The organism is bacterium (assembly GCA_024224155.1).
Classification (GTDB): domain Bacteria; phylum Acidobacteriota; class Thermoanaerobaculia; order Multivoradales; family JAHEKO01; genus CALZIK01.
This window is the reverse complement of record JAAENP010000129.1, coordinates 1-14,456: the sequence shown is the minus strand read 5'-3', so window position 1 is coordinate 14,456 and position 14,456 is coordinate 1. Positions and strand designations below refer to the sequence as shown.

At 64.0% G+C, this 14,456-nt stretch carries 16 protein-coding genes and 2 tRNA genes; 11 read left to right on the top strand and 7 right to left on the bottom strand.

Annotated features, from left to right (window positions below):
• Positions 1-383 precede the first annotated feature (383 nt).
• Positions 384-974 (bottom strand): response regulator, encoded by a 591-nt coding sequence (locus tag GY769_07435; GenBank protein ID MCP4201749.1) that lies wholly within the window; start codon positions 972-974, stop codon positions 384-386.
• A gap of 339 nt (positions 975-1,313) precedes the next feature.
• Here GY769_07435 and GY769_07430 point away from each other — a divergent pair, with 339 nt between their 5' ends.
• Both GY769_07430 and GY769_07425 read left to right on the top strand, forming a co-directional pair.
• Complete coding sequence (locus tag GY769_07430) at positions 1,314-1,523, top strand: hypothetical protein (protein ID MCP4201748.1); 210 nt, start codon at positions 1,314-1,316, stop codon at positions 1,521-1,523.
• Between the two features lie 257 nt (positions 1,524-1,780).
• Positions 1,781-2,275 carry a hypothetical protein gene (locus tag GY769_07425; GenBank protein ID MCP4201747.1) on the top strand — a complete coding sequence of 165 codons (495 nt, stop codon included), beginning with the start codon at positions 1,781-1,783 and terminating at the stop codon, positions 2,273-2,275.
• A gap of 691 nt (positions 2,276-2,966) precedes the next feature.
• Here GY769_07425 and GY769_07420 read toward each other — a convergent pair.
• From GY769_07420 to rnr, 6 genes are all read right to left on the bottom strand, one after another.
• Positions 2,967-3,043 (bottom strand) — tRNA-Pro (locus tag GY769_07420).
• Positions 3,044-3,072: 29 nt separating this feature from the next.
• The gene (locus GY769_07415; protein ID MCP4201746.1) at positions 3,073-3,564 is read right to left on the bottom strand and encodes a MerR family transcriptional regulator; all 492 of its coding nucleotides are present in this window, start codon (positions 3,562-3,564) and stop codon (positions 3,073-3,075) included.
• Between the two features lie 30 nt (positions 3,565-3,594).
• Complete coding sequence (locus tag GY769_07410) at positions 3,595-3,888, bottom strand: HU family DNA-binding protein (protein ID MCP4201745.1); 294 nt, start codon at positions 3,886-3,888, stop codon at positions 3,595-3,597.
• A 135-nt stretch (positions 3,889-4,023) separates the two neighbouring features.
• On the bottom strand, positions 4,024-5,346 hold the full coding sequence (der, locus tag GY769_07405; GenBank protein MCP4201744.1) for a ribosome biogenesis GTPase Der: 1,323 nt from the start codon (positions 5,344-5,346) through the stop codon (positions 4,024-4,026).
• Positions 5,347-5,364: 18 nt separating this feature from the next.
• Complete coding sequence (locus GY769_07400; GenBank protein ID MCP4201743.1) at positions 5,365-5,847, bottom strand: hypothetical protein; 483 nt, start codon at positions 5,845-5,847, stop codon at positions 5,365-5,367.
• Between the two features lie 47 nt (positions 5,848-5,894).
• Complete coding sequence (gene rnr / locus GY769_07395; GenBank protein MCP4201742.1) at positions 5,895-8,117, bottom strand: ribonuclease R; 2,223 nt, start codon at positions 8,115-8,117, stop codon at positions 5,895-5,897.
• 33 nt (positions 8,118-8,150) lie between these two features.
• On the opposite strand from rnr, the gene GY769_07390 reads away from it, so the two are divergent.
• The 9 genes from GY769_07390 to GY769_07350 form a co-directional block, all read left to right on the top strand.
• Positions 8,151-8,237: transfer RNA gene (locus GY769_07390), tRNA-Leu, on the top strand.
• A 150-nt stretch (positions 8,238-8,387) separates the two neighbouring features.
• Entirely contained in the window at positions 8,388-8,774 is a 387-nt protein-coding gene (locus GY769_07385) for an NADH-quinone oxidoreductase subunit A (protein ID MCP4201741.1), read from the top strand.
• A complete protein-coding gene (locus GY769_07380; GenBank protein MCP4201740.1) occupies positions 8,767-9,261 on the top strand; it encodes an NAD(P)H-dependent oxidoreductase subunit E in 495 nt (164 codons plus the stop codon). Before GY769_07385 ends, GY769_07380 begins: the two co-directional genes overlap by 8 nt.
• Positions 9,261-10,565 (top strand): NADH-quinone oxidoreductase subunit NuoF, encoded by a 1,305-nt coding sequence (gene nuoF, locus GY769_07375; GenBank protein ID MCP4201739.1) that lies wholly within the window; start codon positions 9,261-9,263, stop codon positions 10,563-10,565. Before GY769_07380 ends, nuoF begins: the two co-directional genes overlap by 1 nt.
• Complete coding sequence (locus GY769_07370) at positions 10,566-12,194, top strand: molybdopterin-dependent oxidoreductase (GenBank protein MCP4201738.1); 1,629 nt, start codon at positions 10,566-10,568, stop codon at positions 12,192-12,194.
• Between the two features lie 4 nt (positions 12,195-12,198).
• A complete protein-coding gene (nuoH, locus tag GY769_07365; protein MCP4201737.1) occupies positions 12,199-13,239 on the top strand; it encodes an NADH-quinone oxidoreductase subunit NuoH in 1,041 nt (346 codons plus the stop codon).
• Positions 13,239-13,742: an NADH-quinone oxidoreductase subunit J gene (locus GY769_07360; protein MCP4201736.1), complete on the top strand. Its 504-nt coding sequence runs from the start codon at positions 13,239-13,241 to the stop codon at positions 13,740-13,742. Before nuoH ends, GY769_07360 begins: the two co-directional genes overlap by 1 nt.
• A complete protein-coding gene (gene nuoK / locus GY769_07355; protein MCP4201735.1) occupies positions 13,739-14,068 on the top strand; it encodes an NADH-quinone oxidoreductase subunit NuoK in 330 nt (109 codons plus the stop codon). The genes GY769_07360 and nuoK overlap by 4 nt, the downstream gene beginning before the upstream one ends.
• 4 nt (positions 14,069-14,072) lie before the next feature.
• On the top strand, positions 14,073-14,456 hold a 384-nt coding region (locus GY769_07350), incomplete at its 3' end, for an NADH-quinone oxidoreductase subunit L (protein MCP4201734.1).

Here is a 14,456-nt window from a genome sequence, read left to right as displayed (position 1 = left end):
AGTCTGTGGCTGCCACTCCGCGGCCGGTTCACAGACTAAGGCCCCACAACGCGGAAAAGCGATTTCCTACTCCGCGAGCCGACCATAGCCATCGGCTGATGGTCAATACCGGTGTACCTCGTTTATGCGACGAAGTACGACGCAGTAGGCTAGCTCCCGGTCGGCGCGACCTCGCCCTTCGCTTGTCCGTTCATCGCAGCCGCAATCTCGCCCGAGATTCGGTCGGCGGCCTGCCGCACAGGATCGGCCGCTAGGTGAGCGTAGCGTTGGCGTTGTTGCCGCTTGGGTGTGTCCGGGTAGCTTGCCGATGATGGGAAGCGAGAGGCCCGTTTCCGGCTGAGTGCCCAGCCCAGAACCCGCCTAGGGCCAAGCGGCGACGAATCTCACCGGGCTTCGCACACCGGGCAAATGATCCTCGCATCGAGATGTTGGGTGGAGCGTAAGTCACTCACCGCTTCCGGGGTCAGCTCGACGATCAGGCCTGAGTCACACTTGCCGCATGCCAGACAATCGAGGCCGAGAGCGGTCGCGAGGTCGTGCGCGTCGAGCGACACCGGGTCGAGGGCGATGCGGTAGTGGCGGGCTTCATGCTCGGTGCGGCTGTGTTCGAGGACGGTCCGGATCTTCTCGATGACCTTCTCCACGGGTGTCGTCGCCTTTGCGATGAACTCTTTAGCGCCGAGCTCCAGGGCTTTTTCCATCAACGTCTCCTGCTCTTTCGCGGAGAAGACGACCACGGGAATGGCGCGAAGAGACTCGTCGCCCATGATCGTCTCGAGAACCTCGATGCCGCCGATCCCTGGGAGGCCGAGATCGAGCATGACGAGGTCGACCTTGTTCTGCCGCAATACGTCGAGCCCGGTTTCGCCGCTATCCGCGGTGAGAACGTGGTAAGAGTTGACGAGCAGTTGGTGTTGGTACATCTTCCGTACGAGCCGGGAGTCGTCGATGATGAGGACTGTTGCGTGGTGCATGACCTATGTGCCTGTACCGACGAGCGAGCCTCAGTCGTTCCGATTGAATCGGGTCAGTGATCGGAGCAAACTCATTTCGGGTTAACCGGTAGGCGCTTTTCTCTTCGTTGGCGAGCAGTCTAGCAGGCGTCGTCGCCTGCTTGGACGGACCACGCCGCTCTTCTCCAGCCTGGATAGGTGGGGCTGCGCTCCTAAGTAAAACAGCTACGCCCGCCCAGAGCCTCGAACGGCCTGGGTAGAGCTGGCAACCTTGCAGATAGCCACGAGGTCGGAGTGTCGAATAAAGGCGCGGCCCCTCGCGTACTGGAGAGTGACAGTTGAGAGGAGAAAGGAGAACCAATGAACGCGTTCGAGATGACCATGGCCGGTTTCGTCATACTGCTTGCCCTGGCGGCCCTCGGCTTCTGGATCGCGATGATCCGGCACTGCTGGCTGAGTACAGCATCTGGCAGCCGCGAGCGCTGGGTGTGGCTCCTGATCGTCGTCTTGGGCAAGCTCCCTGGAGCGTTCGCCTACTTTCTGCTGCGGAAGAAGCCGGCTCTGGGGTGACGGCCTGCCTCACTGTACTCGCTCCGGCCGTTCTTGACGACAGCCCTGCCCCTTCGGGTGGCGCTCGTTTCCTAACTCCAGGCGTAATCTATAGCCTGCCTCGACAAAGGCGCACCTGGGAGAACCCAGGGCGCAAAGCGGCTAGGTCGCGCTCGGACTAGCGCCTCATCGGCTCAACGTTTCCCAGCCGATTAGGTTTCGAAGCAGACCGAACAGGCCAATCCGGCCTTGGCCGGGGGTGCAGAAAAGGAGGGTTTATGTTTCGGTTGAAGATCTTCGTAGTCGCTGTTCTCGTCGTGATCTGCCTGGCTTCGGCAGGTCATGCAACCGCCAAGTTCACCTGCAACGCAGGCGGTAGGTTCTGGGAGGTCACTCCAGGCATGTGGCCGATAGAGGTCACGATGATGGTGACCAAGGCCGGCACCGACTGCGACATCTTGGTCGACGATTTTGAGGGGACCATTCTCGCTCTCGGGATCAGCATCGAAAGCCGCTTCGAGACGGTGAGGTTCGGTCCTCTTCCCGGGGTCCCGGTTCGCATCACGGCGATCAAGTCGAGTGGTGGCAACTCCAAGGCCTACTTGCGCGCGAACGATTCCGCGCGCTTCATCGCGGTCAGACAAGGAGACGCCGTGCGCTCGCCAGTCAGCGCGAGGGAGTTGGCCCGTAAGGACCCCGACTACGCTCGAGTGCTCGAGACCTGGGACCGCTACCAGCGCCTCAAGGCGCCACTGGCTGAAGCGGCGGAATAGACCGGCTTCAGTCTCGACGTTCTGGCGCTCACACCCCCCATCTCCTGAAGCCGGAGCGCAGGGGCTGGGTTGGCTCGCCTTCGTAGATTGCAGGACAGTTCGTGTGGATTGGAGGCATCAAGATGAAACCCGCAGCTCTTCTAGCAACAGTCTTCCTTTTACTCATTGCCCTGCTCCACGTGGCGCGACTGGTCTTCCAGGTGCCAGTCATCGCGGGTAGCACCGAGATTCCAATGTGGGCCAGCGTACTCGCAGTTGTCGGCGTGGGTGCTCTCGGGGCTTGGCTCTGGCGGGAACAACGAGCATAGCGGCTCAGATTTTCCGTCGGGTGACGTTGGTCGGCGCCTGATCGGCTCCACGGTCCCCTTCCCCTTGCCGTTCAAAGCTGCCGCGATCTCACCTGAGATCCGGTCGGCTGCTTGCACCGTCCGAGCCTAATCCACGTCCTCGCACACTTCCGGGTTCGGCCCCACCTCTTCAGCAATCCTCACCTGTAGCTCAACCAGAGCTAGTTGCCGAGTCGGTGTGCGGCACCACAACGGAAGACCGACTTGCTTCCGCTGCCGCGGTCGGCACCGAAACGCCCTTCGTTATTGGGCCAGGAGTCTTGCAGGAGTCTTGCAGATCCGGTTTTGCCGGGAATCAATCCAGCAGTAATACGCTCTAATCACTTGATTCTTTTCGGTTTACATGGTCGGGACGGCGAGATTTGAACTCGCGACCCCCTGAACCCCATTCAGGTACGCTACCAGACTGCGCCACGTCCCGACCGGCGATTACTCTAGCGTGAGTCGAGGCTAGCTGTCGAGCAACTCGAGAATACCGCGGGCCTCTTTCAGGGCCTCGCGGATGCCCCGGCGCAGTTTCGCCTCGGCGCCTCCCGAGGCCGCCGCTGGGGTCTTCTTCTTTGGGCCCTTGGCCTTCGGTCGCGACCGGGCTCGGGCCTTCGCCGGCGCCGGCTTCGGAGCCGGCGGCGGTTCGGGCTCGGAGGGCTCGACTTCCGCTATCTCGAGCGGCTTGGGCTTCTCTCTTACCTCGCTGAGACTCGAGAGATCCTGCTTTTCCAGCTTCTTTTTCGCCCCGGCGATGGTGTAGCCCTCTTCGTAGAGAAGCTCCTTGATGCGCTGGATGACTCGCAGATCCTGCTCGCTGTAGACGCGCTGGCCCGAGGTGCTCTTGCTGGGGGCCAACAGCGGGAACTCGGTCTCCCAGTAGCGCAGCACGTAGGGCTGGATATCCAGCCGCTTGCATGCCTCACCGATCTTGTAATAGAGCTTTTTCGCCAAGATTTGCCGTGGTCAGAGATCCGCAGGCACAGACTAGTGACTTTCTTCGGGCTCCTGAACAGCGTCTTTGAGGCGCGGTGCCGGGCGAAACTGGAGGCTACGGTGGGCGGGTATGAAAATCCGCCGCCCGGTCACCGGGTTGACCCCTGCCCTCCCTTTCCGGGAGGCGATCTCGAAGACGCCGAAGTTCTGAATCTTGACCGGCCGGCCCTCTAGAAGATTCAGCTTCATGGTGTCGAAGATCTTGTTGACGACCTCCGCCGCCTCCGTCTTGGTCAGACCGCCGTGACGGCGGTAGACCGCATCGGTGAGGTCCGCGCGAGTCATGCCCGTGCGGAGATCCGTCAGTGGTGGCTTCTTAGAGTCCATTGAGTGAGCGGAAAAGTCTTGAGGTTTTACATGAGAGAATTGACTTTAAGTATACAGGACGCGGATATGGCCTCGCAACCCTAAGGTTATACATTAAGCACTGTCACCCCGCCTCGAGCGCGTCTTGATCTTCAAGTGAATGGGTACTCCGCTCAGGCCCAGCTCCCGCCTGAGAAAGTTCTCCAAATAGCGCCGATACGAGGCATTTCTCGGCAGCGAGCGGTTTGCGAACAGGACGAAGGTCGGTGGCCCGGTCTTGACCTGGGTCGCATAGAGCAGGTTCCAGGGCTTGCCGCGCTCGGCCGGCGCCTGATGCCTGCTCACCGCCCTCTGGAATATCCGGTTGACCTCCGACGTCGCCAGCGAGACCCGATAGGCGACTCGCACCCGCTCTACGGCGGGAAACACCTTGTCCAGGCCGCGGCCGGTCTCGGCGGAGAGATTGACCCGCTCGGGCTCGAACGCCAGTTCGGCCAGCCGGGGCCAGCTGTCGTCGAGGCGCCGGCGAGCCTCCTCGTCGACCAGGTCCCACTTGTTCACCAGAATCACCATCGCTCGGCCGAGATCCCAGGCCGCCCCGGCTATCGCCAGGTCGCCGGTGGTGATCCCGTCGGCTGCGTCCACCACCAGCAGAGCCAACTCGGCCCTCTCCAGCTGCCTGCGCGCCATCATCACCGCCAGCTCCTCGGCTTCCCCGCTGACCTGGCTGCGCCGCCTGATTCCGGCCGTATCGACCAGGCGATAGGTGGTCTCCCCCACCTCGAGGATCGAGTCCACCGGATCTCTGGTGGTTCCGGCCAGGGGGGAAACCAGGGCTCGATCGGCACCCACGAACCGGTTCAAGAGCGAGGACTTGCCGACGTTGGGGCGGCCGACGATCGCCAGCGACGGCAGATCCGGAGCACCTTCCTCCACGGCTTGCTCGGGCAGTAGCTCCGCCACGGCTCGATGGAGCTCTTCGAGCCCGAGGCCGTGCTCGGCGGAGACCAACACCTGAGGCGAGATCCCGAGGGCGAAGAACTCGGCCTGGTTGGCCTCCGCCACCTTGACGTCGCCCTTGTTGATCACCAACACCGTCGGCTTGCCGTAGCGCCGCAGCGCCTGCCAAACCTCCTCGTCGCCCGCGCTCCGGCCCTCCTTGCCGTCCACCACCAGGAGCAGCAGATCGCTTTCCTCGACCGCCAGGAAGACTTGTTCGTTGAGGCCCAGGATGTCCTCGCTCATCTGAAGGCCACCGGTGTCGATCAGGTGCACGGGGCGCTCACCCAGCGTCGTCGGCCCGGTGATGCGGTCTCGGGTGACGCCCGGGCGATCGTGGACGATAGCCTGCCGCCGGCCGACGAGGCGGTTGAACAGCGTCGACTTGCCCACGTTGGGGCGCCCGACGATCGCGACCGTCGCCCGAATTGAGCGCATGGAGTCCACGGCTGCGAACTAGTCCTGGATCGTCCGGTAAAGAACTCGCCAGCCGTTCTCGTCGCGTTTCATCTGATACTTGACGCGGTTGGGCTGCTCCAGAACCTCGTCGATCGGCAGCTCGGTCCCGGCGGCCAGGCGGCGCACGTCCCAGATCTCCAGAGTGGACACGAAGGCGTTCGAGTTATTCCAGACGTTGACCGATTCAATCGTGATCGTCCGGACGCTCGGCGCGTAGACCAGGCCCTTGGCCGAGAGCTCGTCCAATCTCTTCCCCACTCTCGCGATCTCCTTCGACGCGACGTACGGCTCGATCAGGTTGGCATCTCCCTGCGCGTAGGCGTTCCCCAGAGCCGGCAGGAACTCCTCCAGGAAGGTCTGGATCTCCGCCTTGGCCGCGGCATCCTCGACCGCCGCCGGGGTACAGCCGAGCGCAAGGCAGGCCGTGACCGCCAGAAGCGAGCACAGGATTCTCGAGGGTGGCTTGCGGGCACTTGTCATGTTCGAAGTCTACCGCCAATCGCAGCCGGACCGAACCGCGTGTGGGCCTAGTCCGGCAGGCCGAGGGTCAACATCCGGCGCATGGGATCCACGGCGGCGAGCTTCACGTCGAGGCGGTCGGCGAGCCGCAGGATCCGTCCGCGCCGGCCGACGAGCCGGTGTTTCTCCGCCTCGAAGGTGTAGTAGTCGTCGGTCAGAGCCGCGATCGGCAACAGGCCGTCGGCGTAGAACCCCTCCAGCTGGACGAACACGCCGAACGGCTGGACCCCCGTCACGCGGCCCGAGAAAACCTCGCCTTCACGCGGTGCGAGAAGACGCACGACCTTCCACTGCAGCAAAGTCCGCTCGGCGCGCTCGGCTCGCCGCTCTGTGGAACTCGTGTGCTCGGCGATGGACTCCAGCCTGGCGCGGTATGCGGCTTCTACTTCCTCGTCGAGCCGCAGCCCCGAGATCCGGCGCTTGAGAGCCCGGTGCACCACGAGATCCGGATAGCGGCGGATCGGCGACGTGAAATGGGTGTAGGTGCGACTCGCCAAAGCGTAGTGCCCTTTGCATTCCGGGTCGTAGACCGCTCGCTTCATCGCCCGCAAGATCAAGGTGGCGACAAAAGGCTCTTCCGGATGCCCCTCGACTCGGCGCAGGACCTCCTGCAGGTGGCTCGGATGCGGCTCTTCCGGACCGAGCTCCAGGGGCACACCGAGAGGCTCCAGAAAGGCACGCAGTTCCTCGAAGCGGGCCCGATCGGGCTCGGTATGAATGCGATAGAGGGCGGGTTCTTCCGCGCCCACCAGCTCCGCAGCGACCGCCTCGTTGGCGGCAATCATGAACTCTTCGATGATTCGATGCGCGACATTGCGCTCACCGGGCTTGATCCCGATGGTGACGCCCTCGGTGTCGAGGATGACGTCGCCCTCCGGGAGATCAAAGTCGATGGAGCCGCGCTCGCTGCGACGGCGAAACAGCGCCTGCATGAGCTCTCGCGCCACCAGCAGAAGCTCATGCAGATTCGGGTCGCCGACATACTCATCTCTGGCGGCGGTGTCGCGGTCCTCCAGCAGCCGACTCACCTCGTCATAGGTAAAACGACGGTCACTCCGGATCACGGACTCCGCGAAACTCCGGTTCAGGAGCTCCCCGCTGCTCGAGAACTCGAGCAAGGCGGTCATCGCCAGCCGGTCGACCCTGGGCCTGAGCGAACAGAGGCCGTTGGAGAGTGCCTCGGGAAGCATCGGAATCGCGCGATCCGGAAAATAGGTGCTGGTGCCGCGCTCGTAGGCTTCGAGATCGAGGATCCCGCCCTCAGGCACATAGTGCGCCACATCGGCGATATGGACGGCGAGCTGGAAGCCGTCTCCTTTGCCTCGCCTAGAGATCGAGATCGCGTCGTCGAAATCGCGGGCGCTCTCGCCGTCGATCGTGATCGTAGCCAGCGCACGCAGATCCTCGCGGCCAGTGAGGTCTTCGGGCCGGGGCTCGCTGGGCCGGCCGGCGGCGGCCGCCAGAGCGCCCTCGGAGAAGGGCTCGGGAATCTCGAAGTGGCGCAGGATCGCGCGCACGTCCGTGCCGGGCTCTTCGAGGGCACCGAGATCTTCCAGGTGAGCCGCCGTGGCCTTGCTCGCTCCGCTCTCAACCTCTCGATGCAGTCCGGCAACCGCGAAGTGGCCGTCGAGATCGGCTCGACTCTCGGCGAGCACGACCTGCAGCCGGCTTCTCGAATCGAAAGGAACCAGCTCGCGCGGCCGGCTCTTGTCGATGAAGCCGACCACTTCCTTGGCTCCGCGCGCGAGCACCTTGACCACCGTCGCCTCGGGCAGCCGCCCCCTGCCAGCGACTGCGCTCCCGGGCCGGGCGCGGCGCTTGCCTCGGCTCCCGCGCCCCCGGGACCGGGCGGGCCGGACCAGAACGAGATCGCCGTCTCGGGCGCCCTTGAGCTGAGCCGCCGGAAGAAAGTAACCGGCTTCCCCACCGGCCCCGGTCAGCAAGAGGGCTCCGCCCCGGGCCTGGGCTCGCACTCTGCCTGGAGTCCAGTCGGTATGGCGAACTCCGATCCAGCGACGGTTCCAGACCACCGCCACGGCCGTCGCGGTCAGCTCCGAGAGCGCTTTCGGCAGGCGCTCCGCGACGCCCCGCTCCGCCGCCCAGGCCTCGAGATCGGTTCGCGACAGGCCTTTCCGGCCCGCGGCGTCGAGCAAGAGCTCGAGCTCCGCGCGGATGACCCCCTCGTCGCCGGCGCGATGGCCCGTCCTGGGGCTGCCGGAATTGTTTGACACGCTGCTGGGCACTCCCTATGATCTTCTGCGGCTGCGAAAGTGGCGGAATTGGTAGACGCGCAAGGTTCAGGACCTTGTGGTAGCAATACCGTGGGGGTTCGAGTCCCCCCTTTCGCACCATTCTCTTTCAATCCTGACACAGATCGCGTCGGCCTCGCCAGGACGCCGACGAGTCGGTGTTCGGGCTCGTGCTCTTGTCACACTTTGGAGCTTGTGACATTCTTCACGAGCTCTGTAGGCCGCTGATTTCGAGCCCGTCGCTTATCTGACATGCCACAGGATCATTACCCTGTTTTGCTGGCGCTCGGGCTGGCACTGGCTCTCGGCGTCGTTATCCTCCTACTGTCGAATTGGGTCTCGCGGCGCCTCGGCGGCAGAGTCGACCTGCAGACCTACGAATCCGGCGAGCCCCTTCTCGACCGGTCGCACAAGCGAATCTCGGTGCTGTTCTTCCTGATCGCCATCGACTTCGTCGTCTTCGACGTCGAGGCCGCCTTCCTCTACCCCTGGGCGCTGGTCATTCGCGAGGGCAGCTGGCCTCTGTTCTGGGCGGTGATGGTGTTCGTCGCATTGATCTTGATCGGCCTCGCCTACATCTGGAAGAGGGGCGGTCTCGATCTGCGGCCGGCCCGCCAAAAGAGGAGCCTTGGTGCCTGAAACCGAGGTGGCTGCAGCCGAGCTGCCCGAAGAGGTCGCCGGCGCGATCGACGAACTGCGCCGCCACTACCCGACCGCAGAGGCCCTGCTCCTCCCGGCACTGCATTTCGCACAGAAGCACTGGGGCGGGTGGCTACCCGAAGAGGCCATCCTGGCCGTCGCCGCTGAGCTCGACCTCGCCCCGGCCAAGGTCCTGGGCGTGGTCACCTTCTACGATCTCTTTCATCAGAGTCCCATCGGGCGGCACCGTGTTCGGGTTTGCACCAACCTCTCGTGCGCCCTGCGCGGCGGCCAAGAGATACTGGAGTCGGTCAAGCGGCACCTCGGCGTGGGCGAGAACGAGGTCTCGGCCGACGGCCGCTGCTCGGTCGCCGAGTTCGAGTGTCTGGGGGCCTGCGAGCAAGCGCCGATGATGATGGTCGACGACGAATACCATCCCCGCCTGACTCCGCAAAGCGCCGCCGAGATCCTCGAGGGCTTGGATTGATGGCGGCCGAGGCGATTCTTCTCAGAAGAAGTCACGGCGCCACGGCGCTCCAGGCGCCGGTGCCCCTCGAGGCATATCGTGGCGACGGTGGGTACGAGGGTCTCGAGAAAGCGCTTTCGATGGAGCCCGGAGACGTCATCGAGGAAGTCAAGGCCTCGGGTCTCCGGGGTCGTGGGGGTGCCGGCTTCCCGGCCGGGGTCAAGTGGGGCTTCATTCCCAAGGAGACCGACCAGCCCAAGTACCTGGTCTGCAACGCCGACGAGTCGGAGCCCGGCACCTTCAAGGACCGCCTCCTCATGGAGACCGACCCTCACCAGCTGATCGAAGGCTGCGCCATCTGCTGCTACGCCGTCGGTGCCCACATCTGCTACATCTACATCCGGGGGGAGTACGTTCGCCAGGCCGAGATCCTCGAAACAGCGATCCGGGAGGCCTACGACGCCGGAGTGCTCGGCGACAACGTCTTGAAGAGCGGATTCAAGCTCGACATGCGGGTCCATCGTGGAGCCGGCGCCTACATCTGCGGCGAGGAAACCGGAATGCTGGAATCGCTCGAGGGTAAGCGAGGGCAGCCTCGAGTGAAGCCGCCCTTCCCGGCGATCATCGGCGCCTTCGGAGCGCCCACCGTGATCAACAACGTCGAGACCCTGTGCAATGTCCCGCACGTCATGACGCGCGGCGCCCAGTGGTTCTCCGACGTCGGAACCGACGAGCGCAATACCGGGCCCAAGCTCTACTGCATCTCCGGGCACGTGGAGCGCCCGGGCGTCTACGAATTCCCGATCGGCGTTACCTTGGACGAGCTCCTGGAAGCCGCCGGAGGCGTCCTCGGCGGCAAAGCACTCAAGGCCTTTATTCCGGGCGGCGCCTCGGCCGCCTTGCTGGGCGCCGAGCACAGCCATCTGCCAATGGATTTCGACAGCCTCGCCAAGGTCGGCAGCATGCTGGGCTCGGCAGCGGTCGTGGTCATGGACGAAACCACCTGCCTGGTGCGCGCGGTTCAGAGGTTGGCCAAGTTCTTTGCCCATGAGTCCTGCGGTCAGTGCACGCCCTGCCGCGAAGGAACCAACTGGTCCCAGCTGGTGCTGGGTCGCATCGAGCGCGGCGAAGGTCGTCCCGAGGACCCGGATCTGCTTCTGAGAATGACCGCCAATATGAGTGGCACCGCGCTCTGCGCCCTTGCCGACGCCTGTGTCGGACCCGTCCGTTCGTTGGTGCAGAACTTCCGACCCGAGATCGAAGAGCATCTAGCCGCCGGACGCTGCCCGCACCCCTACCGACCGGTCTTCGAGGAAACCGCGTAGATGTCGAAGAACATGGTCAGCGTGACGATCGACGGCCGAACGGTCGAGGTCGAGGCTGGGAGCAATCTCGTTGACGCCAGTCTCAAGGCGGGTGTTCAGATCCCTCACTACTGCTATCACCCCAAGCTCTCGGTCGTCGGCCAGTGCCGGATGTGCCTGGTCAAGATCGAAGGCATGCCCAACCTCCAGACCGGTTGCACCACGCAGATCATGAAGGACGGCATGGAGGTCCGAATCGACGACGACGAAGTTCGGGCCGCCCAGGAGGGGATGATGGAGTTCCTCCTCATCAACCACCCCCTGGACTGCCCGATCTGCGATCAGGCCGGAGAATGCGGCCTCCAGGACTATTCCTTCAAGCACGGCCAGGCATTCTCTCGTTTCTCCTACGAGGACAAGCGCACCTACCCAGGCAAGGAGCGGATACCGCTCGGACCGAACGTCGTCTTGAACATGAATCGCTGCATCCAATGCACGCGCTGCGTTCGCTTTACGGAAGAGATTTCCGGAACCGGCGAGCTCGGCTTTTTTCAGCGCGGTTCGCGGGCCGAGATCGGTGTCTTCCCGGGCAACGAGCTCGACAATCCTCTATCGACCTGTGTAGTCGACATCTGCCCGGTTGGAGCCCTCACCTCGACCCAGTTTCGATTCGCCGAGCGGGTCTGGTACCTGGACAAGAAGCCGTCGCTGTGCACCGGCTGCGACGCCGGATGCAACATCACCCTCGAGCATCGCCGTGGCAAGATCCAGCGCTACAAGCCTCGGGCCAACGACGAGGTCAACGACCACTGGATGTGCGATTTCGGCCGCACGACCTTCCAGGCGTATGACGAACCCCGGCTGAGCACGCCGAAACGGCGAAATGGCCGTGGCGAGATCCGGACGATCACCTGGGACGAGGCGCTCACCTCGATCCACCACTCTTTGGCTCACGGCGCCGCCATGGGGACGGTCGGTATTCTCGCTCGGGGCGCGGCGACGACCGAAGAAGCGTATCTGCTCAAGTTGCTGGCCGATTCTCTGGAAACGCCTCATCGGGGGGGTTTGCGAGAGCCCGGTCCCGAGCGGCTGATTCCGACTTCGAACGGCGGCCTGGTCGGCAGCGAGATCACGCCCAACCGGCGTGGCGCCGAACTCGCAGGCCTCGAGGCCCCGAGCTCCGCCGAAAGAACCGCGAAGATGCTGGCCGGCGCCGTGAACGGCGCTCACTCCGCACTGCTCCTCTTCGATGGTGGTCGTGCGGGATTGGACAACGCCCTCCGCTCTCCCGCCGCGCTCGAGGGCCTCCGCAAGGCCGAGACGATCGTGGTGGTCGGCTGGGCCACGACGGAGCTCACCGAGATCGCCGACATCGTCTTGCCGATCGCCACCCACGCCGAGACCGAGGGCACTCTGGTCAACTCGCAGAATCGTATTCAGAAGTTCGAGCGCGCGTTCCCGCCGCCGGCCGGAGTCAGAACCGGCGTCGAGGCCCTCGTCGATCTGTTGCGGAAATTCCGACCCGACTTTGCTCCCAAGACGGTCGCCGACGTGTTCGGCCTGATGGCCACCGAGCTGTCGGCACTCGAGGACGTCAGCCTGACGGAGCTGCCCGCCAGCGGAATTCAACTTCCGGTTCGCCCTCAATGAGCCAATGAGCTTCGATCTTCTAGCCACATTTGCCAAGACCGCCCTGTGGCTCGTGCTCTTGCTCTCGGTCACGCCCGTGATGGTCTGGGTCGAGCGGCGCGGCAGCGCCATGATTCAGGACCGCCTGGGGCCGAACCGAGTCGGCCCCCTGGGCCTGCTGCAGGCGCTGGCGGACGCAGTCAAGTTCCTCTGCAAGGAGGACATCACGCCGGCCGACGCCGATCGGTTCCTGCACCGGTTGGCCCCCCTTCTGGCTCTGATTCCGGCGCTGACGACCTTCGTCGTTATTCCCTTTGGGCCGGATGTGACCGTCCTGGGCAACTCCGTTTCGCTGGTAGTGGCCGAAGCCGAGACCGGAGTCCTCCTGCTGCTGGCCTTGGCCAGCCTCGGCGTCTATTCCCTGGTCATGGCCGGCTACAGCTCGAACAACAAGTACTCCCTGCTCGGGTCGATCCGGGCTTCGGCCCAGATGATCAGCTACGAGCTCGCCTTGACCCTGGCCGTCGTCGCAGTGCTTCTTCCGGTGGGCTCGTTCGAGCTCAACGAAGTCGTCCGTTACCAGCAGGGCAACCTCCTCGGACTGCTGCCGCGCTGGAACGCGCTCCCTCAGTTCATCGGCTTTCTGGTATTCGTCGTGGCCGCGTTCGCCGAGACCAACCGGTTGCCCTTCGACCTGCCGGAGGCCGAATCGGAGCTGGTGGCCGGCTACCACACCGAATACAGCTCGATGAAATTCGCTCTCTTCTTCATGGGCGAGTACATGGGGATGGCAACGCTCTCCTGCCTTGCCGCGACACTCTATCTCGGCGGCTGGCACCTTCCCGGGCTCGCCTACACCGGCCCCTGGTGGTGGGTAGCGGCCCAGGGCGTGGGGGTTCTGGTCGCCAAAGCGACCGCCTTCCTGCTGTTTTTCGTCTGGGTGCGTTGGAGTTTTCCGCGCTTTCGCTTCGATCAGCTCATGCGGCTCGGATGGAAAGTCCTGTTGCCGCTGGCAGTCCTCAATCTGATTGCCGTGGCCGCGCTGACCGTGGGAGGGATCCTGTAGTGGAGCTCGCGGTCTTTCTATTGTTCGCGCTGCTGGCGCTGGCTTCCTCTCTGGTCGTGGTTCTGCACCGCAACCCGATCTATGCGGTGATGAGCCTGGTCGTCACCTTCGTGTCGATCGCCGTGCTCTTCGTGCTCCTGGGCGCGCCCTTTCTGGCGGCGGTTCAGGTCCTGGTCTACACCGGCGCCATCCTGGTGCTGTTTCTGTTCGTCATCATGCTGCTCAACGTTTCCAGGGACAGCTCCGGAGCGTGGAGTCTGCAGAAAGTACTGGCGGCCGTCGCCGCCGTCGGCTTCGCGGCGCTTCTGTTCACGCTCTTCTGGGGTCGATTCCACGGCTTGCCGCTGGCACCGTTGCAGGAAACCGACGTCGCGCTGATGCCCCTGGCGCGAGCTCTTCTTGGAACGTATCTGCTGCCCTTCGAGATGGTCGGCCTGCTGCTCCTCGCAGCGGTGACCGCCGCGACGGTTCTCGCTCGCCGCGGCGACAGTGAGAAGACATGACGGTTCCCATCTTCTGGTACCTCGCCCTCGCCGCCGCGCTCTTCGGAATCGGCACTCTCGGCGTGCTCAGCCGTCGGAGCGCGATCACCGCCTTCCTGTCGATCGAGCTGATGCTCAATTCGGTCAATCTCACGATCGTGGCCTTCGCCAGGTCTCTGGGTGATCGAACCGGCGATCTGTCGGCGGTTCTGGACGGCCACGTCCTGGTGCTCATGGTCATCGCCGTGGCGGCCGCCGAAGCGGCCGTCGGTCTGGCGCTTTTCATCGCGGTCTACCGGCGCCGGCGCACCATTGATCTCAACCGACTCAACCTCATGAGGTGGTAGGGACTTGAAGGCGCTCGATCTCATCTGGCTCATCGTGCTCCTGCCCTTCGCGGGCGCCGCCCTGAATGGTGTGCTCGGACCGCGGATCTCGAAGAAGGCCACTACCGCGGTGGCTCTCGGAGCACCGGGGCTCTCGGCCGTTCTGGCGATCCTGGCCATCATCGAGTACCTCGGCGGCGCGGCTCCCGAGCCGGTTTCGCAGGTGCTCTACGCCTGGACGGCCGGCCCGCTCCAAATCGACGTCGCGTTTCTGCTGGACCCGTTGTCGTCGGTGATGATGTTCGTGGTGACGTTCGTGGGTTTTTGGATCCACGTGTACTCGGTGGGCTACATGGGTCACGAGTCGGGCTACCAGCGTTACTTCGTGTACATGAATCTGTTCATGGGT

Excerpts from the sequence above, each read along its gene's own strand:
- GY769_07435 (MCP4201749.1), bottom strand. The coding sequence starts at position 974 with ATGCACCACGCAACAGTCCTCATCATCGACGACTCCCGGCTCGTACGG.
- GY769_07430 (MCP4201748.1), top strand. The coding sequence starts at position 1,314 with ATGAACGCGTTCGAGATGACCATGGCCGGTTTCGTCATACTGCTTGCC.
- GY769_07425 (MCP4201747.1), top strand. The coding sequence starts at position 1,781 with ATGTTTCGGTTGAAGATCTTCGTAGTCGCTGTTCTCGTCGTGATCTGC.
- GY769_07410 (MCP4201745.1), bottom strand. The coding sequence starts at position 3,888 with ATGACTCGCGCGGACCTCACCGATGCGGTCTACCGCCGTCACGGCGGT.
- der (MCP4201744.1), bottom strand. The coding sequence starts at position 5,346 with ATGCGCTCAATTCGGGCGACGGTCGCGATCGTCGGGCGCCCCAACGTG.
- GY769_07400 (MCP4201743.1), bottom strand. The coding sequence starts at position 5,847 with ATGACAAGTGCCCGCAAGCCACCCTCGAGAATCCTGTGCTCGCTTCTG.
- GY769_07385 (MCP4201741.1), top strand. The coding sequence starts at position 8,388 with ATGCCACAGGATCATTACCCTGTTTTGCTGGCGCTCGGGCTGGCACTG.
- nuoF (MCP4201739.1), top strand. The coding sequence starts at position 9,261 with ATGGCGGCCGAGGCGATTCTTCTCAGAAGAAGTCACGGCGCCACGGCG.
- GY769_07370 (MCP4201738.1), top strand. The coding sequence starts at position 10,566 with ATGTCGAAGAACATGGTCAGCGTGACGATCGACGGCCGAACGGTCGAG.
- nuoH (MCP4201737.1), top strand. The coding sequence starts at position 12,199 with ATGAGCTTCGATCTTCTAGCCACATTTGCCAAGACCGCCCTGTGGCTC.
- nuoK (MCP4201735.1), top strand. The coding sequence starts at position 13,739 with ATGACGGTTCCCATCTTCTGGTACCTCGCCCTCGCCGCCGCGCTCTTC.